Raw genomic sequence first — 23,526 nt, forward strand, 5'->3', positions numbered from 1 at the left:
GCAATAACATAACCACTAAAAATGTCAGTTTAATGACAAAAAACCCGCACAATGTACGGGTTTCTTTATTTAGATATATTTAACTAAATTTATAACTAGTCGGTATTTATTGCGCTACTTTTGCATCGGCAGCTTTTACAAAGTCAGCGGCAAAGTCCATTACATGGAATAAAAAGCTTTGCTCGTTTGTGCCTGTTACCAAGTGTGCACCAGGTCCCATTGCATAAACGCCTACGTCTTCACCGGCATGTGTTTCTGAGCCCATTGGTACCAGTGCTTCTTGATGAAAGCCCGGTGTGGTTGTATCAACATCAGTTAAATCAACACGCCCTGTAACCGGTGCAAACGCGTAACCTGCATCGGCATTGGTCTCGCTACCTAGGTTTCTAAAGCCACCACCATTTGTGTAACCAACCGTTGTATAAGGCATATCGTCGGCAGCTAAGCTTGGCTCAGTAGCGCCGACTGCAACCACTTTACCTAAAATTGGGTTACCGCGTTTAGGGTAACCGGCAATGGTAAATACATGGCTGTGATCGGCAGTTACAACTATTAATGTTTCTTCTGGGTTGGTGTTTTCCATCGCCACTTTAACGGCTTTAGCAAGCTCAATAGTGTCGTTTAACGCGTTATAAGCGTTACCCGCATGATGCGCGTGGTCAATTCGACCCGACTCAACCGTTAAGAAAAACCTTGCTCGTTGTTATCAAGTACGTTTATTGCTTTTTCGGTCATTTGTGAAAGCGAAGGCTCACCTGCTACATCGTTTGCACGGTCAGCTTCGTACTGCATGTGGGACTCATTAAATAAGCCAAACACTTTAGTGGCGTCGTCACTTATTGCATCAAAACCGGTTTGATCCATTACGTAAGTACCATTTGGATATTGCGTTTTCCACTCTGCGGTTAAGTCGCGGTTATCGGTTCGATCCCCTTCAACAGCACTTACTGCATCGGTTGAATTAAACGCGGCATCTTTTGGTAAAAAGTGACGACGACCGCCGCCCATTACTACGTCAATACCGTCTACATCAACACCACTAAAGCGTGCTTCTAAGTTGGCTTCAAAGTTAACTAGTTGCGATGCAATGTCTTCACACGTCGCGGCACTTTCTGGCATATCGGAGATATCTTCCCAGTTACGCTCTGCCGATTTAGCATACGTTGCAGCTGGTGTTGCGTGAGTAATACGCGCTGTAGAAATAATCCCTGTTGCTTTGCCTGCAATTTCAGCAAGCTCTAACGAGGTAACAAGTTCGTGCCCTTTGCCTGATGCACAATTACCACGTTCAACCGCTTCATCTATACCAATAACGCCTGCGTCGGTTTTAACACCCGATGCCATTGCGGTCATAGTGCCTGCCGAATCTGGCGTTTGCGCATCTACGTTGTATGTTTTTACAAAGCCTGAAAAAGGCATAGTTTCAAAGCTTAACTGGTGATCTTCACCCATTTCGCCCTCTAACTGACCCGCTAAAATACGTGCTGCGGTTATGGTAGAAATACCCATACCATCGCCCACAAATAAAATTACGTTTTTAGCTTTGCCTGATTCAGTAACAATGTTGCTACTGGCTGTTTGTGCAGCACCTAATTTTGTTTGTGCTTCACTAAACCAAGTATTACTAGTGAGCGAGGCTAACTGCTCGCTTGTTAGCGACGTTGCGGGTGCATTACACACTAAATTAGTTGAGTTAACTTCGTTGCTATCTAGCACGTCGTTATTATTGGTATCTGCGCCTACTTGCGTCTCTACACCGCCATTAATGCACTGCTCAGAGCCCACTGCAATAGTATTATCTACTGCGATAATATTATTTTCATTTTTGTTATCGTCACTCGAGCAACCAGCTAGCGCGACCATTACTGCCAAAGAAAGTACCGTTAATTTGTTCATGTTAGCCGCCATTATTGCTGAGTTAATTCAAGAGCTTGATTAATTAGATGAAATACAACGTTTTGTTCAATTACACCTTGCGCTAGCTGAGCACCAGGACCTTTAGCATGTAAAGATATGTCTTCACCTGCGTGTGTTTCTGAGCCCATTGGTACGGTTGCTTCTTGGTGAAAACCTGGGGTTGTTGTATCAACGCCATTTAGCTCAACACGCCCTGCAACAGCAGCACTTGTGTAACTTGCATCAGCATTTGTCTCGTCGCCTAAATTTCTAAAACCTAAGCCATTTGCGTAACCGACTGTGGTGTACGGCATATCGTCGGCGGCTAGGCTTGGTGTTGTTGCACCTACTGCAACTACTTGACCTAAAATTGGATTACCACGCTTAGGGTAGCCTGCAATAGTAAATACATGGCTGTGATCGGCGGTTACTAAAATAAGGGTTTCTTCTGGGTTGGTGTTATCTACCGCAGCTTGCACGGCTTTAGCAAACTCAATGGTGTCGTTAAGCGCGTTGTACGCATTACCCGCATGGTGCGCGTGGTCAATTCGACCCGACTCAACCGTTAAGAAAAATCCATTATCGTTTTTACCAAGCACTTCAATTGCTTTAGTGGTCATATCGGTAAGTGAAGGCTCGCCCGCTACATCGTTTGCGCGGTCAGCTTCGTATTGCATGTGGGATTCGTTAAATAAACCAAATACTTTAGTGGCGTCATCCGCTATTGCATCAAAGCCTGTTTGATCCATCACGTACGTAGCATCTGGGTATTGTGTTTGCCACTCAGTCACTAGGTTGCGCTCGTCAGTACGGTCGCCTTCTATAGCACTTACTGCATCTGTTGAGTTAGCTGTTTCGTCTTTTGGTAAAAAGTGACGACGACCGCCACCCATTACAAAATCAAGGCCGTCTACGTCGGTCCCTACAAATCGTGCTTCTAGGTTTTTTCGAAGTTAACCAGTTGCGATGCAATGTCTTCACAGCCACCCGTTACGGCATCTTCTGGCATATCGGATACGTCTTCCCAGTTACGGTCAGCCGATTTAGCATACGTTGCAGCAGGGGTTGCATGAGTAATACGTGCTGTAGAAATAACGCCTGTTGCAAGGCCTTTAATTTCAGCAAGCTCTGTAGCTGTAAGTAATTCATTACCTGCCACTGTTGAACACACGCCGCGTTCAATATCTTCATCTACACCAATTACGCCAACATCGGTTTTAACACCCGAAATCATTGCCGTCATCGTGCCTGCTGAGTCGGGAGTTTGGGCATCTACGTTATACGTTTTAACTTGTGCAGAGTATGGGAACTCTTCAAAGCTTAAATAACCTTCTTCGCCAGATTGGTTATTACGCTGCCCTTGCAAAATGCGCGCTGCGGTAAGAGTAGAAATACCCATGCCATCGCCCACAAATAAAATGACATTTTTAGCTTTAGTGGCTTGTGTAGCCTGCGCTTGTGCTGTTTTTGTTGTTAGTTTAGTTTGCGCAGCACTATACCAGCTGCTGTCTTTTTGGCTTTGCGGTAGTACATCTGCATGGCTCACTGCGCTAAACGCAAACGTTAGAGCGATTGCCGCAGCGACTTTTTTAATTTTCATTCATAATTCCCATTGTTTAGTGGTTATTTTTTGCTTGAAGTTAAAAATCTCAAATGAGTAACCGCTGCACTATAGAAAAAAGATATGACTAAAAAAGGTAATTTTGGTGAACAAAAAGTGACTAATATTTTACAAAAAAAGACATAAAAAACGCAGCATGTTAAATGCTATAACTCTGGCTTAAAGCGACTGAGTTACACTCGCCTATGTTGATAGAACTGAGTATCGCCCGTATAACAAGTAGTTACTTTTCACCTTTTATATAGTGATTAAAAACGCCAATAACCTTTTGTTATTTTTTAATTACGCTTGCCTCCATAAATATAAAAAGAGGTAAAACTCATCAAAGTGGGCATAGAATCGATTATTAAAATAATTACTGAAACACTTTGGATTACATTATTAGCACCTAAATTTGCAATTTAGAGCCAGTCAATTAAATAATCTAAGATCCATATAAAAATTAAACAGATAAGTGATAGACGTTTTAAGCACTTGAGGTTTCTATTTAATTCACTTCAAAGAACACCACATAGAACATAACAAACTGATTTAAAAAGCTTTAATTTAATTTTAAAAAACAAATCTGCATAGGCGTTAGTAAACTGGCTAATAATTAACAGATAAAAAATTAGTACTTCTAAAATAAAATCACAATAAAGCTTGGTATACGGCTTAACTTACTGTTATCCTGCTTCGCATCGGGTTGATAGAAAACCCTATTTATTTGTAAGTACCACGTTGATATTAGTAATAATCCTTCGCGTTATCCTCAGTTAAATGTATGTTTTCTTCCTGTTAAATTGCCTTAATTTAAGGCGCACTTTTATTAATTCTTAGGATACTATTATGTCTAATACTACAACTGGTACAGTTAAATTTTTCAATGAAGCAAAAGGTTTTGGTTTCATCGAGCAAGAATCTGGTCCTGACGTTTTCGCTCATTTCAGCGCAATCTCTGGCGACGGTTTCAAAACTTTAGCTGAAGGCCAACGTGTACAGTTTACTGTTACTCAAGGTCAAAAAGGCCCACAAGCTGAAAACATCGTTAGCATCTAATTGCTTTCGTTAAATGGGTTAGCAATAACCCATTTTGAATACTAGTTTGAAAGAAGTTCTGTTTTATTTGTTAGTACCGAGTTGTTTTAGTAATAATCCTACACGATATCCTCAAGTTAACTATTTTTTCCGGCTCAATCGCCTCTTTTCAGGCACACTTATATTAATTTTTTAGGATACATATTATGTCTAATACAACTACTGGTTCAGTAAAATGGTTTAACGAAGCAAAAGGTTTTGGTTTTATCGAGCAAGAATCTGGCGCAGACGTTTTTGCACATTTTAGCGCAATCTCTGGCGACGGTTTTAAAACTTTAGCTGAAGGCCAACGTGTACAGTTTACTGTTACACAAGGTCAAAAAGGCCCACAAGCCGAAAACATTGTTTGCATCTAATTGCTAAACAATTTAGTGGGTTAGAGATAACCCATTAATATTTTTACCTTTATCATTTTTTAGTCAAATATCTTCAAAATCCTCCTCTGTAAATATTTTCCAAGCTCAATCTCATTTGTATACACAACTCATTAATTAGTACATTTTTAAACACATTTACGACTATCTCTCTTGAGCGAAAGCTTTGTATTGCCTACAATAGCGCATACTTCATTCAATATAGAATATGACCATGAACGACACTACCGCAAAACCTGCTTTACCAGATCGCCTTTCTATTAATCCACGCAGCCCACATCATGTGGAAGACGTTTTTGAACACGATATTGGTATCACGTTCAACGGCAAAGAGCGTTTTGATGTTGAAGAATACTGCATCAGCGAAGGTTGGATAAAATTTGCATCTCCAAAAGGGCTTGATCGTCGCGGGCAACCACTTTTACTTACAAGAAAAGGCACTGTTGAAGCCTTTTACAAGTAAGCTAATAATGCTTACTAAAAAAGCGACACCTTATTAGGTAGTCGCTTTTTTTGTGTGTTTTTATAGTGTTTTTAAATTTAATACCAATCTGCTTAATTAAGTGAGCTATTTTTAGTTAAGAAAATCGTGTCGATTACAAAGCAAAAATTTCGTTATTTAGTTGTTATCACTAATTGCTCCTGCATTGCTCTATCTCCTGCATCCATGCAGTCGTATATCAGAAACTTTTAACACAGTTAGCATCAGGTTTAAGCCCTCAAATTAATCAAGTATTATTGCTGATTGGTATAAAACTCGCCTTTTAAAGCTGAGTCTTTAATATAAATCAATATTCATTTAGTCGATGAGAGCTATACCACCATAATATAGGCATTAAACTATTTGATAAGATTAATTACCTGAGCACGGACAATCCTCATCTTCTTTTTTAAGACACTGGCGGTAGTTAAACCAATGTGCTACAGCTATAAAAGCTGAGCCAGTTAAAGTTAGCGCCTTTTCTGCACCTTCATGCCCTATAAAAATAGCAAGTAACATTAAGCACAACCCCACAATCCCAAAAGCCATATAACTAAACTGTTTATGTTTTTTACAGCCTAAGCTTAACGCAAGTAAACTTGTGGGTAGCACAGCCATTAATATCCATATATGAAACTGTTCGTTATCTAGTTGTAGTGCTGCCAAACTAGGTAGAAGTACTAAAATAATTGGCGTTGCAAAACAATGCACTGTACACATTAACGAAAGCCCTATTGCTAGACGATCTATTACACTTTGACTCGATTTCATTTTTTCCTCTACTAATCAATGTCTACAAATAAATATTTACTTTTGCATGAGCATTTAAATAACAATCGTTAATTACACTTGATACATTATAACATTTGAAGCACAATTGATACAATATAACATACCAAGAGTAAGGTAGAATGAAAAAAGATCACAGTTAGCTCTTTTAATAGCCGCTTTATTGCCCGCGAGTGTGCTTGCAAAAACCATTCAAGGCACAGTGGTAAATACACAAGGCAGCGCTATAAGTAATGCTGTAATAGAACTTGAAGGCTCAGACATAAAAGTCACCACCGATAAAAACGGTCACTTTGTAATAGCCAAACTAAACAATGGACTCAAAGAGCTTCACATCGTTGCGCCAGGTTATGCGCATTTACATCGTGATATTACTATAGACACAGATGAAACACGCTCTGTATCGTTTACGCTTCAGCGCTCACCTATTGAAGTAATAGACATTGAGGCAACACCAATTCATATGTCGGCTATGGAGTCAGCCTCACCAGTCAGCGTTTTATCAGGCGAACAATTAAGGCGCGATCAAGCCGCTACACTAGGTGACACCCTTGAAAAACTCCCCGGTGTAAATACCAATTTTCATGGCAAGGTGGCGAGTACACCAATCATTCGTGGACTAAGTGGCCCCCGTGTACTTATAACTCAAAATGGCCTTGATGTAAGTGATGTGTCGCGCGTTGGCCCCGATCACTCGGTAGCATCAGAGGCTTCTACCGCACAACAAATTGAAGTATTACGCGGTCCTGCGACCTTATTTTACGGAAGTGGCGCTATTGGGGGCGTTGTAAATATAGTTGATAATCGCGTACCAACCGACAGCACAACACGCGGCGAATGGAACGTAGAGCACAACTCAGTCGATAATCAAAAAGTAGCCTCGTTTAATGCCACCACAGGTACAGACTCTTTTGCATTTTATGCCGATGCATTTTGGCGTGAGGCCAACGACTACGAGGTGCCTGTAGCTGCCGATATAGATAGCGATGGTGAAAGCCATAGTGGTGATTACACTGTTGAAAACAGTAATGAAGAGTCTGACGGTTTTACTGTTGGCGCTAGCTATTTAATGGATAACGGATTTATTGGCTTAGCAGTAGAGCAATTTAATCGCCAATACGGTATTCCTGGTCATTCTCATGGTGATGAAAGTGAGCATAGTGACGAGGAAAGCGTATTTGCCGATTTAGAGCAAACCAAAGTGCAATTACTAGGTGAATTCAATCTAAATAATAAGTGGCTAAACAAGGTAAATCTGCGCGCTGGCCATACCGACTACGAACACGCTGAAATTGAGGGTGGCGCTGTTGGCACTACCTTTAAAAACGAAACAAACGAATTACGCATAGACCTACTACATAACCAATTTAGCGAGTGGAATGGCGGCTTTAGTTTTCACTATAAAAATAGTGATGTAGAGGCGCAAGGTGAAGAAGCTTTTACACCGCCATCAGAGACCGAAAGCTTTGCTGTAGCGTTAATGGAAGAAAGGCACTTTGGCGACTTTTTAGTGCAATTAGGTGGCCGAATAGAGCGCGTAGAACTTAACGCAAGCAATGTATTACTGCCAAGTATTAATGCTCATGCACATAATGAAAGTGATGAACATGACGATCATAATCACGAAGAAGAAACCAATTTTACTCGCGTATTTGATGCAGAGCATGAATTTACGCCAGTCAGTTTGTCGGCCGGTGTAGTATGGGACTTTACACCTAACTATAACTTAGGGCTTTCGGTATCGCGCTCAGAGCGCGCACCTTCTGCGTCTGAATTATTGTCGTTTGGGCCACATATTGGCACCGCAACTTATGAAGTTGGCGCCTTATTTGATTTAGATGAAGATGGCCATTTAGGTTTGTCTGAGCAAACAATAGACCTAGAAACTGCCAATAATATTGATTTAACCTTTCGTAAAACCCAAGGTGATATTGGCTTTATATTTAACGCCTTTTATAACCAAGTAGACAACTATTACTACCAAATAAATACCGGCTTATACGCCGACAGTGGCCACAACCATGATGAAGATGAGCACAATCATGGCGACGAGGACGAGCACTCAGAAGAGCTACCCGTTTATTTATTTAAAACAGATGATGTAATTTTACACGGGTTTGAAGCGCAAATTGCGTGGCAATTAACAGATGAGTTCAAGTTAGATTTATTTTCAGATTATGTACGTGCACGTTTAAAAGACGGCGGCGACCTGCCGCGTACACCTCCACTACGTTTTGGCAGCGAGCTAAGCTACAACAGCGAAAAATTAAGTGCGCATATTCATGTAACTCGCTACCAAGATCAAGATCGCACGGCTCCTGAAGAAACCGCAACAGACGGTTACACCCTAATTGACGCCAGTGTGAGTTACGACCTATCGATACTTAATCAAGACCTATCTCTGTATTTAAAAGGTACAAACCTAACAGATACAGAAGCACGCGTGCATAGCTCATTTTTAAAAGAGATAGCGCCACGCCCAGGACGAAGTTTCTCACTTGGTATTCGCGGTTACTTCTAAAAAGAATTTTAAATAAAGGGAAACTAATATGACCAAATTATTCAAACTAAAATTGATAGCACTTGCAATAAGCAGCACATTAATTACCGCCTGTGGCGATGCAGAAACCAACATTGTAGAAAAAGATCCTATTGCTGTGGTAGATGACGAGCATGAAAGTGATGACGAGCATGACGACGGCTATACCATAAGCTCATTTGGCAGGCTTGCTGTTCTGGCAGGTGACAGCAACGAAGCGAGCTTTTTTGATTTAGACGATAACGCACTACTTGATACGTTTGTATTAAACGATGACTCAAACACGTTATCTGCATCACCTGACTTTCGTTATGCTGTTATTGCTAATCGTACTCAAGATTACCTAGGGTTTATAGACGGCGGTATGTGGCGCGAAGATCACGGCGCTCATTTACATGATTACGAGCAAAGCCCGGTGTTTAGTAGTTACGAGCTTACAAGCGGCAGCCGCCCTACACACTTAATAACTCACGACGGACAATTAGCAATATTTTACGATGGCGATGCAGATTCAGGCGCTTCTGCTTCGGTTGAAGTATTAACCGATAACGATATTACCAATGCAACAGCCACACTTACTGGCATTAACTATGATATTAACATGCATGGTGTAGCTGAGCCTCGCGGTGAACATTTACTCTCAACCATTCGTCGAGACGATGCAAGTAGCACATCTAATGCCAAAGTACTTCCCGATCAAGTGGGTGTATATCATCTTCACGATGGTAATTACGAACTAGAGCAAACGTTAGAAGTAACCTGCCCCGATTTACACGGCGCAGCACAAAATCACGATTATGTTGTATTTGGTTGTGGCGATGGTGTATTGATTGCTCACCAGCAAGGTGATGTATACAACGCTAAAAAAGTTGTAAATATAAACGCCGTAGGCGCTCAACGTATTGGTACTTTGTACGGCCACAAAAACAACGACACAATTTTTGGCATAGCTTCGGGTCATGGCGGCGGCGCTGCTGTGCTGTTAAGTATCAACCCAAGCGACGCTGAAATGGAAGCGCTAGAATGGCAACTAGCCGATGGCGCAAGTGCGGTATCATATTCGTTTTCAGCCAATGGCGAGCACTTTTTAATACTAGACAGTTTAGGCTTTTTAAACGTACTTGAAGCACATGCGCACGGCGGTCACACGCACTGGGAACTAGCAGGTCAAGTTGATATCACTGAACAAGACGTAACAACCATGCCTGAGGGTATGAAGTTTAGTATGACAGTAGCACAAAACGGTCATTTCGCTTATGTAGCCGACCCTATTGCTCAGCACGTTGTACAAGTGCACTTAGAAGACCTAGAAGTGGAAGGTGAACTAGAACTAACCTTCCCACCTGCTGCTATCACTTGGTTAGGTATAGCACAAGAAGAAGAGCACGCTCACGAACACTAGGTTTATGAGCGTACATAACATCGTGAATGCTGATAGAACGCCTATAGTATGAGACGCTAATACCGAACAATACTGTAAATTGTTCGGTATTTTTACTTATTTAATAAAGCGCTTTATGACTCCAAGAATTAAGCGTACCAATAGATTTGCGATTTAAAGGTTAATTTGGGATAGTTAACACAAATTAATGGACTTAACTTTTTATGAAAGCTTATTCATACCTATTGTTTTTCTTTTCTTCATTAGGCGCATTTAATGGCGTTATATTAGCACTATGGCTATTTGTTCGTAAAAATAAACAACCGTCAGACACATGGTTAGCTGTCCTACTGTTACTAATCAGTGTTCGTATTGCTAAGTCAGTCGCTTTTTATTTTATACCCACACTCGATAAAAGTATTTTACAAATAGGGCTGACCGCATGCTGCCTACTTGGTCCCTGCTTAGTTGTCTACACCTATACGAAATCAAAATCAGTCACTGTAAATAACTTCCCTAGTCGACTATTTATTTGTCTGGTCGGAGTTGTTTTTACTATCGGGATGATTTACCCCTACAATGAAAATCTTGAATTATGGCAATATTGGCTGTATCGAGGTTCAAGCTATGTATGGTTTGTCTGCCTTATAATCGCAAGCTACCTCTACTATTCTCGTTTTAAAGAGGTAGCCGGTAATTGGAAGCAGCTTCTTTCTGAGCAAACATTTATAACTATCGTAGGGTGTAGTTTAATTTGGCTGGCGTATTTTACTGCCTCATATACCTCTTATATTATGGGGGCGATCAGCTTTTCGGTCGTCTTATATTTATCGTCAATAATACTGTTAAAACCACCTTCGCCTTCATCGAATAAAATAGATAAATATGCCAATAATAAATTGTCTAAAGAACAGGCAGAACACTACTCTATTTTGCTAAATCAGTTGATGGCTAAAGATCAGCTATATATCGATCCACAGTTAACTTTGCCTCGCTTGGCTAAGCGGTTATCAACATCGCATACTGTTTTATCGCAACTGCTCAATAAGCACTATCAAATGAACTTTAAACAATACGTCAATAGTTTGCGCGTGGCATGTGCAAAAGGGCTATTGCTTGAACACCCAAACACCAGTATTGATGATATTGCAGAGCAAAGCGGTTTTAGCGCACCATCCACATTTTATAATGCGTTTAAACAACAAACTGGGTTGACTCCAAATAAGTTTAGAACTCTCAATTTATAATTTGAGACTCCTAAAATATAAACTAATTCATTGTTTTAATTATATTTAGCTTAAATTTAAAGCCACATTAAATTAAGAGCTTATAACTGTGAAAACAATCATTAAATTTTTTATATTACTACTGGCAATCACTCAGTTTTCAACCTTAGCCAATAACTCAGAGCAACAGCAAGCTGTGCATGTAGTCATTCAAAAATACATAGACGGCACCAGCAACGCAGATCCAAACTTAATAACCTCAGCATTTCACCCTAAAGCAAGCCTAATTCTGAGCCACCCTAATAAACCATTTTGGCAAGTTACGGCAAAGGAATTTGCAAGCTGGTTTAAAACAAAAAAAGTAACGCGAACAGGTGCCATTCTTTCAATAACAGTTGATAACGATATAGCCACGGCTCGTGCAAAAATAACGACCGCCTCACCCGTAAAACAATACATCGATCAGTTCTTACTAAAACGCTTTTCTGACGGCTGGAAAATTGTTAGTAAAACAGCCAGCCAACTGGATATTACGCAATCAGAACAGTTTTTAGCTGCGATGGATAAACGTGTGTTATTTATAGTATCGAGTGCCGACTTTCATGGCGACTCAGCCCTAGCTACAGGCACTAGCTTTTCTGAATTAGTAGAAGCTTATGACGTGTTCATAAATGCAGGGTATCAGGTTGATGTTGTAAGTAGCAAAGGGGTACCTTACCACTTGCCTATATTAATACTTCAGATAAAACACATCGCCAATACATTTATAATCAAGACTTTATGTACAAGTTAGCGTACACATTAGCACCTGAACAAGTCGACCCTGAAAAGTATTTAGCTGTTCACTATGTTGGTGGCGGTAATGCGATGTATCAGGTCACTGAGAACAAAGACATTCAAGCAATTTCTATGCATGTTTATGAACAAAATAAAGGGATAATTTCCGCTGTGTGCCATGGCACCGCTGGTATAGTTAATCTCAAACTGGCTAGTGGCGAGTACTTAGTTGCAGGGCGTAAAATTACAGGCTATCCAACCGCCTTTGAAAAAACAGACGCAGCTTATTACCAACAATTTCCCTTTTCGATAGAAAGCCTTATTAAACAACGCGGTGGAATATTCAATTATGGGCAACGAAACCAATCATTTATTGAAGTTGAAGGTCGAATTATTACCGGTACCAATTATCAATCTTCACGAGAAGTAGCCCAAGCGATGGTTAAACAACTAAATAACATGTAATTTAACTTTAAACATGTTTTTAACTTCCCAATAAAAAAGCCGACGTATGTCGGCTTTTTTGTGTCTATTAATTGCGCCCTCTCCAGCCGCTCCATACATCATCTATATCATCGGCTTTATTTTTTTCTTTTTCTTGCCTGTGCCTTCTGGTTTTGCCATTGGCTTTTCATTTTTAAGCGCCTGTGCAGCATCAAGGTTAGCTTGGTTTACAGCAAAGCCTGTAACCTGTTCACGCTCTAAGCGTAGTTTGTTTTTCTTCTCGATTATTTTAAAGTGATGCAAATCTTCATAATCAACCAATGAAAGCGCTAAGCCTACTTCACCAGCACGGCCGCTTCGACCAATACGGTGCATGTAATCAGCAGGACTGCGTGGTAGATTAAAGTTTATTACCACTGGCAGCTTTTCAATATCCAAACCACGTGCAGCAATATCGGTTGCGATAAGTACTTCGATTTCGCCCGCTTTAAATTTTTCTATTACACGAGTTCGCTCACTTTGGCCTTTATCGCCATGGAAAACTTGTGCATTAACACCACGTTTTTCAAGTTTGCTGGCTAAGTGCTCACAATCTTTTTTGGCGTTGACAAAAATCAGTGCTTGGCGCCATTTGTGAGTTTTAATTAAATGCGCTAAAACCGTGGTTTTTTCGCCTTTATTAACACTAAACACGCGTTGAACAAGTGTGCTCTCTTCTTTGTTTTGTACTTGTATTTCAACAGGATTATTTAGCAGCTCTTGCGTTAATTGTGTTACTTGCTCAGGAAAGGTCGCTGAAAACAACATTGTTTGTTTTTTAGCAGGCATAAGAGCCAATAAATTAGCCAGCTCTTCGGTAAAGCCAAGGCTTAGCATACGGTCGGCTTCATCAAGCACAAGCGTAGTTACATTATCGAGCTTAATGGCATTGCTTGAGATTAAATCGAGTAAGCGCCCTGGTGTTGCCACAATAATATCAGCACCACCACGCAGTGCCTGCATTTGTGTATTAACCGACACACCACCAAACACGGCCACCGTTTTAATTGCGCCATTAAAGTTAGCAGAATACGACTTAACACTATCGGCCACTTGCGTAGCAAGCTCACGCGTCGGTACTAAAATAAGTCCCGTTACAAAGTTGCCTTTGCTCGCTGCTTTTTTAGCGCCTTGCTCTAAAAATAGCTTTTGTAGCATAGGCAATGCAAACGTTGCTGTTTTACCCGAGCCCGTATTTGCCCCTGCAATTAGGTCATTGCCCGCAAGCACACTAGGTATAGCCTTAGCTTGAATAGATGTAGGCTGGGTATATTCCAAATCGGTTAATCGAGCTAATAGCTCTGGAATAAGGCCAAGTTCGGAAAAAGTGCTAGGGCTTGTGGCTGAGGTCATATTTATTACGGGCTCATTGCTAAAAAATTAGCCTGCAATTTTAGCGTATTTAGCGCTTATTAAGTAGAGATTAGTGGTTTTAATAAAATGAACCTTGTTTTATTCAACGATTATCCCCTGGATATTGCTTTGTATTAATACTATTTTTCAAATAGATCAATCATTACGAAAATAGCTTAAACACACTGTACTCTTGATTTCAATATTTCAAGTGTGTTATTTTTTGTAATCTGATGGATAAGTTTTAGATACAAGGAAATATCATGTCTCAATTTGATTTATGCTTTAATACAAAAAGCAGAGCAAGCCTACCATTTAACACCAGTGATTTAGAGCAACTAAAGCGATTTAGAGAAGATAACCCTCATATTATAGGTAATTTTATACCTCAAGGAACCCCCTTTATTTTAAGATCCCCACAGTCTGGGGATATGAGCGACTTTAGGCGTTCTCGTCCTGACATAGCTTGCGCACTTGACAGTACTGTGTCTTGGCCTCAGCATACAAAAAGAAATGTCAGCACTATAGTAAACAGCTTCGGTGATGAAGATGCCTTGGCTATTGCCGCACTATATGACGCAGAAATCTCCCCATACGTGGACAAAGTAAGAAAACTGACAGAACTAAAATTTTCAGGTAGAAATTTTGACGCTATTGCCGCTACTGGTGCGGCATTTACTTCCCTAGAGTCAAGCCAAGTAAGATTGAGCTCATTTGGAAAAGCAATTCTAAAATACCAAACTAGCTTAATTGAAATAAGAAAAGCATCGCAAAACAAGCAACCTAAGTTAGAACTAATCAAGCTAGGTAACAGAGCTAAGCAAGCTCACCTAGAGCTTAATACTGTATTTAAAAGGGAAATGGTCAAATTCAAAGGCCAGGTGAAAGCATCTGCGAAAGGTAATATATGGTCTAGTGCACAGCGAGGCATTGATACAGCAAGAAGCGCAAGAACTTCTACTCCCCTCAAATTAACTTCTTTAGCTAACATACAGCACTTACGTAGACTAGAACAAAATTCTAATTTTGCAGGAAAGTTTATCATTGCTGTTGATGCTGGTCTTCGAGCTGATAGCGTTTATAAAGATTACAAAGCAGGTAAAGATTGGCAGCGACGTGCCATTGTTGAAACAACAGGGCTTGGTTTAGGGACAGCCGCAGGCATTGGCGCCGGAAGTGCAACAGTTACAGCTGGTGTAGGTATAGCAATTGCCATGGGGCCAGTTGGTTGGGTTATCTTAATTGGAGCCGGCCTCGGGGCTGGATTCATGGTCGGTAAAGCGGGTGATGAAGTTGGTAAGTTTATTTCTGGCGAATTATATGATTTAAGCTCAAGCATTGACTGGTTTTAAATTATGTATGTAATGCCTGAAAAAATATTTTTATTTATCTCTTTACCAATAATAATGAGCTATCTTATTTCAACCTTATGCTTCACTCGCATTACAATGAAACACATTGAGAGAAAATTGCGCGAAGAAGGGGTACATGAGCCGCTTTGGGACAAAGGAATAGGCATAAGAGTAAGCATGTATGGCAAAGTTATTAGACGGCAAAAGTCAGTAAAAGCTACGATAGTTAATGATGAAGCGATTTTGCGACACGCGCGGCCTATAGACTTAATTTTAGCTCGTATAATGCACATATCATTTTTAGGTTTGATGTTAGTAATTGCCTATGGCTACTTTGCTTATAACTTAAGTGAGCGCACATATTAAAAAGGCGCATTGAGCGCCTTTTTATCTTTAACGGGTAATCACCAACTCATTGATTTTACTCAACCGTAACCGATTTAGCTAAGTTACGTGGTTGGTCAACGTCAGTGCCTTTAATTACCGCTACGTAGTACGACAGTAACTGCAATGGCAAGGTGTAAACAATTGGCGCAATAATGTCGTCAGTGTGGTTTACGTTGATTACACGCATTGTGTCGTCTGACTCAAAGTGTGAATCTTTATCTGCGAATACGTAAATAATGCCGCCACGTGCGCGTACTTCTTCTACATTTGATTTAAGCTTTTCTAATAGCTCATTGTTTGGTGCTACAACAATAATAGGCATGTCGGCATCAATAAGTGCAAGTGGCCCATGTTTTAGCTCGCCAGCGGCGTAAGCTTCCGCATGAATGTACGAAATTTCTTTTAGCTTAAGCGCACCTTCCATTGCAATTGGGTATTGCGAGCCACGACCTAAAAATAATGAATGGTGCTTGTCGGCAAACTCTTCTGCAAGATCTGCAATGCCATCAGCAAGCAATAATGTTTCTTCAAGCTTAGCGGGGAGTACTTTAATTGCATTTACAATTGCGCTTTGATCAAGGCCTTTTTCTTGCGCGATAGACGCAGTAAGCATTAACAAACCAACTAATTGCGTAGTAAACGCTTTTGTTGAAGCAACGCCAATTTCAGCGCCCGCTTTAGTCATAAAGGCAAGGTCTGATTCGCGTACAAGCGATGAGCCAGGTACGTTACAAATGGTCATTGAGGCCATGTAACCTTGCTCTTTAGCTAGGCGTAATGCAGCTAGCGTATCGGCTGTTTCACCCGATTGAGAAATAGTAACTAGTAAGCTATTTTCATGTACAAACGACTGGCGGTATCTAAATTCAGAAGCTATTTCTACATTACAGCTAACACCCGCAAACTGCTCAAGCCAGTAACGTGCAACCATACCTGAATGGTAAGACGTACCACAGGCAATAATTTGCACATGTTTTACGTCTTTAAATATTTGCTGAGCGCTTTCGCCAAACGCATCAATTGCTACGCGATCGTCGTTTAAACGCCCTTCAAGCGTGTTACGTACAGCAAGTGGCTGCTCGTAAATTTCTTTTAGCATGTAATGGCGGTAATCGCCTTTGCCTGATGCATCTTGCGTAATGTTTGATTCAATCACTTCACGCTCAACGGCGTTACCGTCTGCATCAAAAATTTCTACCGTGTCACGTGTAATACGTGCTACGTCGCCTTCTTCTAAAAAGATGAAGCTGCGAGTAACAGGTAATAATGCAAGTTGGTCAGAGGCAATAAAGTTTTCACCAAGGCCTAAACCAATAACAAGTGGGCTACCTGAGCGCGCTACAATAATTTCGTTGTCGTTGTCTTTATCAAATACAACGGTACCAAAAGCGCCTTCAAACTGTTTTACAGCAGCTTGAACAGAGGCTAACAATGTAGTGTGTTGTTGGCGTAATTGATGAATTAAATGCACCATAACTTCGGTATCGGTGTCTGATAAAAATTCATAGCCGTCACCTTTAAGCGCAGCACGTAAGCTTGCATGGTTTTCAATAATACCATTGTGGACAAGTGCAAGCTGGCTATTTGAAACATGTGGATGTGCATTGGCTTCTGTTACGCTACCGTGTGTTGCCCAGCGAGTGTGTGCAATACCTGTATGACCGCTAACACCTGCTTTTTCTAGCGCTGCTTCTACGTTAACTACTTTACCGACTGCTTTTACCGTATTAAGTGTATTGCCATCAAGCAAGGCTACGCCTGCTGAATCGTAACCACGGTATTCAAGGCGTTTAAGGCCTTCAACTAAAATTTTATTTACTGGACGTTCTGCAACTGCCCCAACTATTCCACACATAGTGTCTCCATTAATTTTTTAAATACTTGCTACTAAGTAGCTATTGTATAATCTCTGCGCAAATTAGTTTTACACCACACGCCTCAATTGCTTTGCGTTTATCGTCAGCTAAGCCGTTGTCGGTTATTAATGTGGTTACTATTTTCCACGGTAATTCTAAATTTGGTATTTTTCGGCCAATCTTATCTGATTCAACCATTACGATTACTTCACGTGCCGCTTTTGCCATAACTTGGCTCAAACCCACCAGCTCATTAAAAGTGGTTGTGCCACGTTTTACATCTATGCCATCAGCACCAATAAATAGCTGATCGAAGTCGTAAGAGCATAATACATTTTCGGCAACTTGCCCCTGAAACGACTCAGAATGCGGGTCCCATGTTCCACCGGTCATCAAAAGTGTCGGCTCGTTTTCAAGTGATAGTAAACGACTCGCGACTTTAATGGCATTGGTCATAACAACTAACCCGCGTTTATTTGCAAGCTCAGGGATCATTGCGGCTGTAGTACGTCCGCTATCTATAATAATTCGGTTATGATCTTTTATGAGGGCAGCTGCAGCTTTAGCTATCGCTACTTTGCGCTTTGAATCTACTTCATCGCTAACAATCTCTTTAGGCAGTGCAATAGCACCACCGTAACGGCGCAGCAATAAACCACTTTTTTCAAGCGCGGTTAAATCTTTTCGAATGGTTACTTCGGAGGTTTGAAACTGCTGTGCTAACTTTTCAACCACGACTTCACCTAGCTCATTAACTTGAACCAAGATATTGTGACGACGTTGCTGTGTGTTTCGTTTAGTCATAAATTAAGTTTCGTTTCGAAAGTTAATAGATTTTAAACGAAACAAGTTAAATGACAAGTGAATGAATGAAATTAAAGCAGCTTTAATCAAATAATAATAAAGGTAGAATGCCATAAGCTTTATTTTAAAAGAAACCACATGCAAGTATTTACTAGTTTAAACAAAGAATATTTAGCGCTGCGCAAACAAACTGGCGACACCTGCCGCCTATTCAATAAAAGTCCGAGCAAAGGCAACTTAAAACGTATTAGAGAGTTATTTTTGGAATGTGGTGAGGGCGTTATAATTGAAGCTGGATTTCACTGCGATTACGGCAATCAAATTACTATTGGTGATCGTACTTTTATAAACATTAATTGCACTGTATTAGATGCACCAATTGATGAAGGTGTAATAACGATTGGCAGTGACTGCTTAATTGGCCCTAATGTACAGCTATTAGCGGTATCTCATGCAGTTGAGCCCAAACAAAGACTACAGAAAGAAAACTTTGCGACCCCAATCTCCATAGGTAATAACGTATGGATTGGCGCCGGAGCTATTATTTTGGGTGGTGTAAAAATTAATGATAATAGCGTGATTGGTGCCGGCTCGGTGGTCACCAAAGACGTAACCGCTAATACCGTGGTTGCAGGAAATCCAGCACAAAAAATACGTAACATTTAATAGTCATACAATCTTTATGACGAAAAGTTAATACTGTGTTATTTTTAGTTTAACAAAAATGCAACTCGTACTTAGTGATGTTTCTAAATATTGTTTTTATTATATTTTTACTTTTTTCTTATCCGGTATCGGCAAGTGTTTGTGAGCAGGATAAATCGGTTGATATAACGAGTAACATTTTAACCTGCAAGCAAAAAATCAGTAAACTCAAGCCACACTCAACAGCATCATTTGAGGCTAAATTAGAATTAGCTGTACTGTATAGGCAAGCTGGTGATTTAGCCTTAGCAAATTCAGAGCTTGAGCAACTACTTAGCCAAAGTTTAAGTATTTCACAGCAATATCATGTAACGCGACAACTCGGTATTAATGCATACAGACAAAGAGGTTATATTCAATCTCTTACTTATTTTCATAAAACACAAAAGCTTGCTACGCAGTTAAAAAACTTAAGTTATGAAGGTCAAACATCGAATGATCTTGCTAATGTATATCAAGCGCTTGGGGATTTAGACACCGCTTTAACTTTATTTTTAAACAGTTACGACATTGCTAAGCAATTAAACGACTTAAAACGCCAAGCTGTTACTTTAAATAATTTAGGTAATATATCGCGAGATATTAATCAATTAGATGATGCTATCGTGTCATTTCGACAAGCACATTTACTACATACACAACTTGGCAATCAAACAAAGGCAAACCATACGCTGATAAGCTTAGCTGAGGTGTTTTTTAAAAAGTTACAGTTTGATAAAGCTATAAATCTTATAAATTCAACGCTCACGCAGTTAAATAATAGTGGTGCGCATACTCAAGCTTCACGCGCCTACTTACTACTCGCTGAAATCGCTTTAGCTCAAAATAAACTTAATGAGGCACATAAATGGCTAGCAACACAAAAACGTACCCGTAGCCTTATTCAAAATGACAAAGTCGACCAACGGGCGCTATTAATAGAGGCAAAACTAAAACAACTAGAAGGTAATGACACTGAAGCACAAGTGTTATTAAAACAAGGGTTAGCCGAAAACCACAATCAAAACAGCCAACTAACAGAGTTATTTTACATCGCACTCGCTCAGTCACAACAGCAATCAAAACAATACCGTGATGCGCTAAGTACGCTTGAAGATTACAATACAATGTTACGCCAAAATCGAACAGATACGGCCAATCTATACCAGCTACGCTTGAAGCAAGCCGATATTCTCCCAAATAAGCAACAGCATAATTATTTCACTCTTTATAATGTATTCGCGGTATTTAGTGCCTTTATGGCAGGAGTGTTGCTCAGCTATAAATATTTAGCACAAATAAGCAAACCTCCAAATACAGTGAATAACGCCGCCCCCAACGAAGCTACCGACACAGAGCAAGACACTCGCCAATTAATTGTAGAAGTTATGACGCTATCGCTGAGTATTTGGGAACAAACAAGCTCAAAAACAAGAATTGAGCTTGCAGAAGAAAGTAAAATGTGGAAAGTAAACATTGATGATGGTCGGCTGCGGGTGCGTACATTAGAGCGTTATTTAGCGATTAAAACACTGCCTAAAAAACCTCGCTGGCGTAATATAATAAAAACCGCACATTATGTTATTAACCACTGCAATGAAGAGCATGATGATTTACATAAACTAAAACAACAAGTACAAAAGCTTGAAGTACTTGCTAAAGCCTCACCTCACTATTTAACCTGAACTCTGGTTAAGAGATTTACTAACATATTGAATCATGGTGATATTTAAATTTATTTTCTCTAGCCAGAAATTTTAAGTGAAAACAAGGCGAATTTACGCGTCAATAGCTGGCCTATTGCAAGTAAATTCAACGCGGTTAGTGCTGAAAATAGCTGCTAGAGATAGATTTATTATCCAGAGTTCAGGTTATTTAACCTGAATCAGAATTAAAAAGCACAAGGTATCACTTATATCACCTCGTGCTACGGTTTAGCTATTTTGCTGTATCACAGACATAACACGCTAATGTAACGCCCATGTTGGCTTTAAATTTTTGATGATGTTCGTCCCCTTTAAATTCATAAGGACCTTCAAAGCGAGTAAATATTTGCATATCTGGGTTTAATGTATTGTCAAAACGCATCATATTTGAGTGTAACGACTCACACATATTGTTTCCCATATCGTAAGCTAAACGCCAATCATCAAACTGACCACAATCTAACATCGGGCTTTCTCGACCTGATGCAGAAAGCCTTTTTTCCGTACACCCACTACTTGTATCACTTTTTAAAAATGAAAACGTTCCTGTCGATATTTTCATTGAAGCGAGGAACGTTGTTTGCTTTTTAGGGCAGTTTTGCGCATTAGCTTGCAGTTCTTCTTGCAGCATTTTTGCACTATGAGCATGTGCAAAGGTTGTTAGTAACAGACTTGATATTAAAATTGTATATTTCATTATATTTACCTCCATTTATTTACTTGATCCTGTTGTTGAGACTGTATTTACATATCTATTAAATACAAAATCAACTCAAAAAGTGTGCATCAAAGAGAGGTAAATCACACTTAAAATCATGGGGCAATTGGGTAAAAACGGGTAAATTTATTTTTAAGCTTTTGTATTTAAAGATATATATATTTATTCAATTCAAAAAACAATATCCAACATGTTTACATCCCCTTGCTTTTCTCACTTTTACCCAACTCGTCCCCTGCTGACCCTGCTAATTCCTTTCGTGATGAAAATAAACAAGCAATATAAAAGGGCACATTATTTGTGCTTATTTATTATTTATGGAGGAATAAAAATGAAACGTACATTAATGACACCACTTGCTTTAGGTTCTCTTGTATATATGGCAATCATAAGTACCACTGCATTTGCAGGTACTGTTGAAAATACCAACCACCGTACTACCGCTTTAGAAAATGATTATGGTGCAATGGCACCTGCTCAAGTTAGCAAACAAACTTGGCAGACTATTTCAGCGTGGTCTACTGACTCGCTTTCTTTGCTTGATTTTATGGCTGAAAACGACGAAGAAGCGGTACTCAATCATTATATTGAAAAACTAACAGCAACTTATCGGGCCGAAGAAATCTTAAGCCAAATAAAAGAGATAGACGTAAATGCGCTTGATTTATGGTCTACGGTGCTTGCTGACCACTCACCAGAGGATAGCTATTACCTTGCACGCTACCTTATACAATATAAGCCGGCTCTTTTTAAGCAATGGTTAACAATGCAAAAAATGGTTTCGTTAGCTGAGTTTGTCGAAATAAACAATCCACGATTATTTGAAGCGTGGTTTGAAAATTACGCAGCTCCTAAGAAAAAAGGGCTCTCTGTTTTAAGCTATAACAAGGAAATGGATCCAACTACTTATAATGAAATTAAAGAGTTATTAAATAAAGATGCAAAGGGTGGTCCAAAGTCAGCCTGTGCCTGCCAAATGGTAGTGCCAAATACAGGCTCTGGTACTGTGGTAACAAATTACCCTTCAACCCCATCAGCCTCAACTGATACGTCTAGCGACAATAAAGGAATGTCTAAACACGGACTTAACTTTACCAGTACTGCTTACGGCGCATTTCATTCAGGAGATGGTGAGCGTTGGTCAAAACACAAAGCCTATGGCTACGACAACACAATAAGTCATAACTCTACTGAGTTTTCGGTAAAAATGCTGTGTGCCGATAAAGCGGGTTTTGATTGTAATCAAAGTAATTCATGTTCAGGAAACTTAGAAGTTAGAGGCACTTATGCCTCGCGTTTCCATGTAAAAGGGACCGCAAAACAAATTTGGTCAAAAGCCACTAATGCACACTCTGCCGATGGCGCAAAGTTTGCCGTTGATTTACCTGGTTCTGCCCCTGAGATTGTATTGTTTAATAAAGCCGGTGGTGCAGCAATGAGCTTTAACACTGGATGGGATATTAACTCGGTGCTGGGCACTATAAAAGCAGCTTTAGGTATTACTGCTGCAATAGTGAATGACAATGCGGGTAGCTTACTCGATGCACAACTTGCCAGTGATTTAATTACTAATATTGCAGGCATAATTACCCGTTCAGGTAACGAAGCGAGCGTAAATTCGACAATGCGAGCTCGATTTGATTCATCTGACGTAAGTCCATTTTTGTTGCAACCTAACGAAGTTTACCACTTCACGCTGGACTCAGAAGCCCATGTTAAAGCACGAGGTTATGGCGGTTATTCTGATAGTCATTTTGAGTTTGGTAGCTCTGGCGCTGTAATGTATGCCGCTAATCACTTTACTTGTGGCCCAAATGTTACCGCACCTATGCCTACCGGTTTATGGTTTTATGCCAGCCAGTCAGGTCCTGATAACACCGCATCTCTTCGTAGTGATGTAGAAGGCTGGCTATCTATTCAGCTAAATCAAGGTGTTAATGCTATTCAGCAGCAAGGGGTTGTATATTAAGCACTGCGATCAAACTTATAAAGGGTAGGTGTTTCCTACCCTCTTTTGTATGT

General features: G+C 40.1%; 17 protein-coding genes and 3 pseudogenes. 13 read left to right on the forward strand and 7 right to left on the reverse strand.

The window, feature by feature from the left end:
- Positions 1–106: 106 nt before the first annotated feature.
- A pseudogene (locus tag P4S71_RS08410) lies at positions 107–1,896 on the reverse strand (alkaline phosphatase).
- Positions 1,897–1,907: 11 nt separating this feature from the next.
- Positions 1,908–3,496, reverse strand: a pseudogene (locus P4S71_RS08415) (alkaline phosphatase).
- Between the two features lie 849 nt (positions 3,497–4,345).
- Between P4S71_RS08415 and P4S71_RS08420 the strand changes: the two are divergent.
- The 3 genes from P4S71_RS08420 (at position 4,346) to P4S71_RS08430 (ending at position 5,431) form a co-directional block, all read left to right on the forward strand.
- The gene (locus P4S71_RS08420; RefSeq protein WP_006792548.1) at positions 4,346–4,555 is read left to right on the forward strand and encodes a cold-shock protein; all 210 of its coding nucleotides are present in this window, start codon (positions 4,346–4,348) and stop codon (positions 4,553–4,555) included.
- Between the two features lie 185 nt (positions 4,556–4,740).
- The gene (locus P4S71_RS08425) at positions 4,741–4,950 is read left to right on the forward strand and encodes a cold-shock protein (RefSeq protein ID WP_007377377.1); all 210 of its coding nucleotides are present in this window, start codon (positions 4,741–4,743) and stop codon (positions 4,948–4,950) included.
- A gap of 232 nt (positions 4,951–5,182) precedes the next feature.
- The gene (locus tag P4S71_RS08430; RefSeq protein WP_007377376.1) at positions 5,183–5,431 is read left to right on the forward strand and encodes a DUF3297 family protein; all 249 of its coding nucleotides are present in this window, start codon (positions 5,183–5,185) and stop codon (positions 5,429–5,431) included.
- A 390-nt stretch (positions 5,432–5,821) separates the two neighbouring features.
- Here P4S71_RS08430 and P4S71_RS08435 read toward each other — a convergent pair whose 3' ends face one another.
- Positions 5,822–6,220: a MerC domain-containing protein gene (locus P4S71_RS08435; protein WP_337150459.1), complete on the reverse strand. Its 399-nt coding sequence runs from the start codon at positions 6,218–6,220 to the stop codon at positions 5,822–5,824.
- Between the two features lie 193 nt (positions 6,221–6,413).
- On the opposite strand from P4S71_RS08435, the gene P4S71_RS08440 reads away from it, so the two are divergent.
- The 5 genes from P4S71_RS08440 (at position 6,414) to P4S71_RS08460 (ending at position 12,626) form a co-directional block, all read left to right on the forward strand.
- Entirely contained in the window at positions 6,414–8,759 is a 2,346-nt protein-coding gene (locus P4S71_RS08440; RefSeq protein WP_337150460.1) for a TonB-dependent receptor, read from the forward strand.
- Between the two features lie 28 nt (positions 8,760–8,787).
- Positions 8,788–10,179 carry a 5-methyltetrahydrofolate--homocysteine methyltransferase gene (locus P4S71_RS08445; RefSeq protein ID WP_337150461.1) on the forward strand — a complete coding sequence of 464 codons (1,392 nt, stop codon included), beginning with the start codon at positions 8,788–8,790 and terminating at the stop codon, positions 10,177–10,179.
- Between the two features lie 203 nt (positions 10,180–10,382).
- On the forward strand, positions 10,383–11,405 hold the full coding sequence (locus P4S71_RS08450; RefSeq protein WP_337119622.1) for an AraC family transcriptional regulator: 1,023 nt from the start codon (positions 10,383–10,385) through the stop codon (positions 11,403–11,405).
- Positions 11,406–11,493: 88 nt separating this feature from the next.
- On the forward strand, positions 11,494–12,177 hold the full coding sequence (locus P4S71_RS08455; RefSeq protein WP_337150462.1) for a nuclear transport factor 2 family protein: 684 nt from the start codon (positions 11,494–11,496) through the stop codon (positions 12,175–12,177).
- Entirely contained in the window at positions 12,165–12,626 is a 462-nt protein-coding gene (locus tag P4S71_RS08460) for a DJ-1/PfpI family protein (protein ID WP_337150463.1), read from the forward strand. Before P4S71_RS08455 ends, P4S71_RS08460 begins: the two co-directional genes overlap by 13 nt.
- 67 nt (positions 12,627–12,693) lie before the next feature.
- Here the strand turns inward: P4S71_RS08460 and P4S71_RS08465 are convergent.
- Positions 12,694–13,997 (reverse strand): annotated as a pseudogene (locus P4S71_RS08465) (DEAD/DEAH box helicase).
- Between the two features lie 263 nt (positions 13,998–14,260).
- On the opposite strand from P4S71_RS08465, the gene P4S71_RS08470 reads away from it, so the two are divergent.
- Positions 14,261–15,349, forward strand: a complete 1,089-nt coding sequence (locus tag P4S71_RS08470; protein ID WP_337150464.1) for a hypothetical protein — start codon at positions 14,261–14,263, stop codon at positions 15,347–15,349.
- A 12-nt stretch (positions 15,350–15,361) separates the two neighbouring features.
- Complete coding sequence (locus tag P4S71_RS08475; protein ID WP_337119625.1) at positions 15,362–15,715, forward strand: hypothetical protein; 354 nt, start codon at positions 15,362–15,364, stop codon at positions 15,713–15,715.
- Between the two features lie 55 nt (positions 15,716–15,770).
- On the opposite strand, the gene glmS is transcribed toward P4S71_RS08475, so the two are convergent.
- Entirely contained in the window at positions 15,771–17,591 is a 1,821-nt protein-coding gene (gene glmS / locus P4S71_RS08480; RefSeq protein ID WP_306724574.1) for a glutamine--fructose-6-phosphate transaminase (isomerizing), read from the reverse strand.
- Between the two features lie 40 nt (positions 17,592–17,631).
- Positions 17,632–18,396 (reverse strand): DeoR/GlpR family DNA-binding transcription regulator, encoded by a 765-nt coding sequence (locus P4S71_RS08485; protein ID WP_337150465.1) that lies wholly within the window; start codon positions 18,394–18,396, stop codon positions 17,632–17,634.
- A gap of 138 nt (positions 18,397–18,534) precedes the next feature.
- Between P4S71_RS08485 and P4S71_RS08490 the strand changes: the two genes are divergently transcribed.
- Both P4S71_RS08490 and P4S71_RS08495 read left to right on the forward strand, forming a co-directional pair.
- Positions 18,535–19,062: a sugar O-acetyltransferase gene (locus P4S71_RS08490; protein ID WP_337150466.1), complete on the forward strand. Its 528-nt coding sequence runs from the start codon at positions 18,535–18,537 to the stop codon at positions 19,060–19,062.
- Between the two features lie 77 nt (positions 19,063–19,139).
- Complete coding sequence (locus tag P4S71_RS08495) at positions 19,140–20,765, forward strand: tetratricopeptide repeat protein (protein ID WP_337151604.1); 1,626 nt, start codon at positions 19,140–19,142, stop codon at positions 20,763–20,765.
- Positions 20,766–21,018: 253 nt separating this feature from the next.
- Here the strand turns inward: P4S71_RS08495 and P4S71_RS08500 are convergent, their stop codons facing one another.
- Positions 21,019–21,483 carry a hypothetical protein gene (locus tag P4S71_RS08500; RefSeq protein WP_096794019.1) on the reverse strand — a complete coding sequence of 155 codons (465 nt, stop codon included), beginning with the start codon at positions 21,481–21,483 and terminating at the stop codon, positions 21,019–21,021.
- Positions 21,484–21,835: 352 nt separating this feature from the next.
- Between P4S71_RS08500 and P4S71_RS08505 the strand changes: the two genes are divergently transcribed.
- The gene (locus tag P4S71_RS08505) at positions 21,836–23,473 is read left to right on the forward strand and encodes a hypothetical protein (RefSeq protein WP_337150467.1); all 1,638 of its coding nucleotides are present in this window, start codon (positions 21,836–21,838) and stop codon (positions 23,471–23,473) included.
- Positions 23,474–23,526 lie beyond the last annotated feature (53 nt).

Origin of the sequence: Pseudoalteromonas sp. B62 (genome assembly GCF_037162565.1) — a bacterium.
GTDB classification, from domain to species: domain Bacteria; phylum Pseudomonadota; class Gammaproteobacteria; order Enterobacterales; family Alteromonadaceae; genus Pseudoalteromonas; species Pseudoalteromonas fuliginea.

What these genes read in the sequence shown, in the direction of transcription:
- P4S71_RS08420 (WP_006792548.1), top strand. Translation starts at nt 4,346, where the DNA reads ATGTCTAATACTACAACTGGTACAGTTAAATTTTTCAATGAAGCAAAA.
- P4S71_RS08425 (WP_007377377.1), top strand. Translation starts at nt 4,741, where the DNA reads ATGTCTAATACAACTACTGGTTCAGTAAAATGGTTTAACGAAGCAAAA.
- P4S71_RS08430 (WP_007377376.1), top strand. Translation starts at nt 5,183, where the DNA reads ATGAACGACACTACCGCAAAACCTGCTTTACCAGATCGCCTTTCTATT.
- P4S71_RS08435 (WP_337150459.1), bottom strand. Translation starts at nt 6,220, where the DNA reads ATGAAATCGAGTCAAAGTGTAATAGATCGTCTAGCAATAGGGCTTTCG.
- P4S71_RS08445 (WP_337150461.1), top strand. Translation starts at nt 8,788, where the DNA reads ATGACCAAATTATTCAAACTAAAATTGATAGCACTTGCAATAAGCAGC.
- P4S71_RS08450 (WP_337119622.1), top strand. Translation starts at nt 10,383, where the DNA reads ATGAAAGCTTATTCATACCTATTGTTTTTCTTTTCTTCATTAGGCGCA.
- P4S71_RS08460 (WP_337150463.1), top strand. Translation starts at nt 12,165, where the DNA reads ATGTACAAGTTAGCGTACACATTAGCACCTGAACAAGTCGACCCTGAA.
- P4S71_RS08470 (WP_337150464.1), top strand. Translation starts at nt 14,261, where the DNA reads ATGTCTCAATTTGATTTATGCTTTAATACAAAAAGCAGAGCAAGCCTA.
- P4S71_RS08475 (WP_337119625.1), top strand. Translation starts at nt 15,362, where the DNA reads ATGCCTGAAAAAATATTTTTATTTATCTCTTTACCAATAATAATGAGC.
- glmS (WP_306724574.1), bottom strand. Translation starts at nt 17,591, where the DNA reads ATGTGTGGAATAGTTGGGGCAGTTGCAGAACGTCCAGTAAATAAAATT.
- P4S71_RS08485 (WP_337150465.1), bottom strand. Translation starts at nt 18,396, where the DNA reads ATGACTAAACGAAACACACAGCAACGTCGTCACAATATCTTGGTTCAA.
- P4S71_RS08490 (WP_337150466.1), top strand. Translation starts at nt 18,535, where the DNA reads ATGCAAGTATTTACTAGTTTAAACAAAGAATATTTAGCGCTGCGCAAA.
- P4S71_RS08495 (WP_337151604.1), top strand. Translation starts at nt 19,140, where the DNA reads ATGTTTCTAAATATTGTTTTTATTATATTTTTACTTTTTTCTTATCCG.
- P4S71_RS08500 (WP_096794019.1), bottom strand. Translation starts at nt 21,483, where the DNA reads ATGAAATATACAATTTTAATATCAAGTCTGTTACTAACAACCTTTGCA.
- P4S71_RS08505 (WP_337150467.1), top strand. Translation starts at nt 21,836, where the DNA reads ATGAAACGTACATTAATGACACCACTTGCTTTAGGTTCTCTTGTATAT.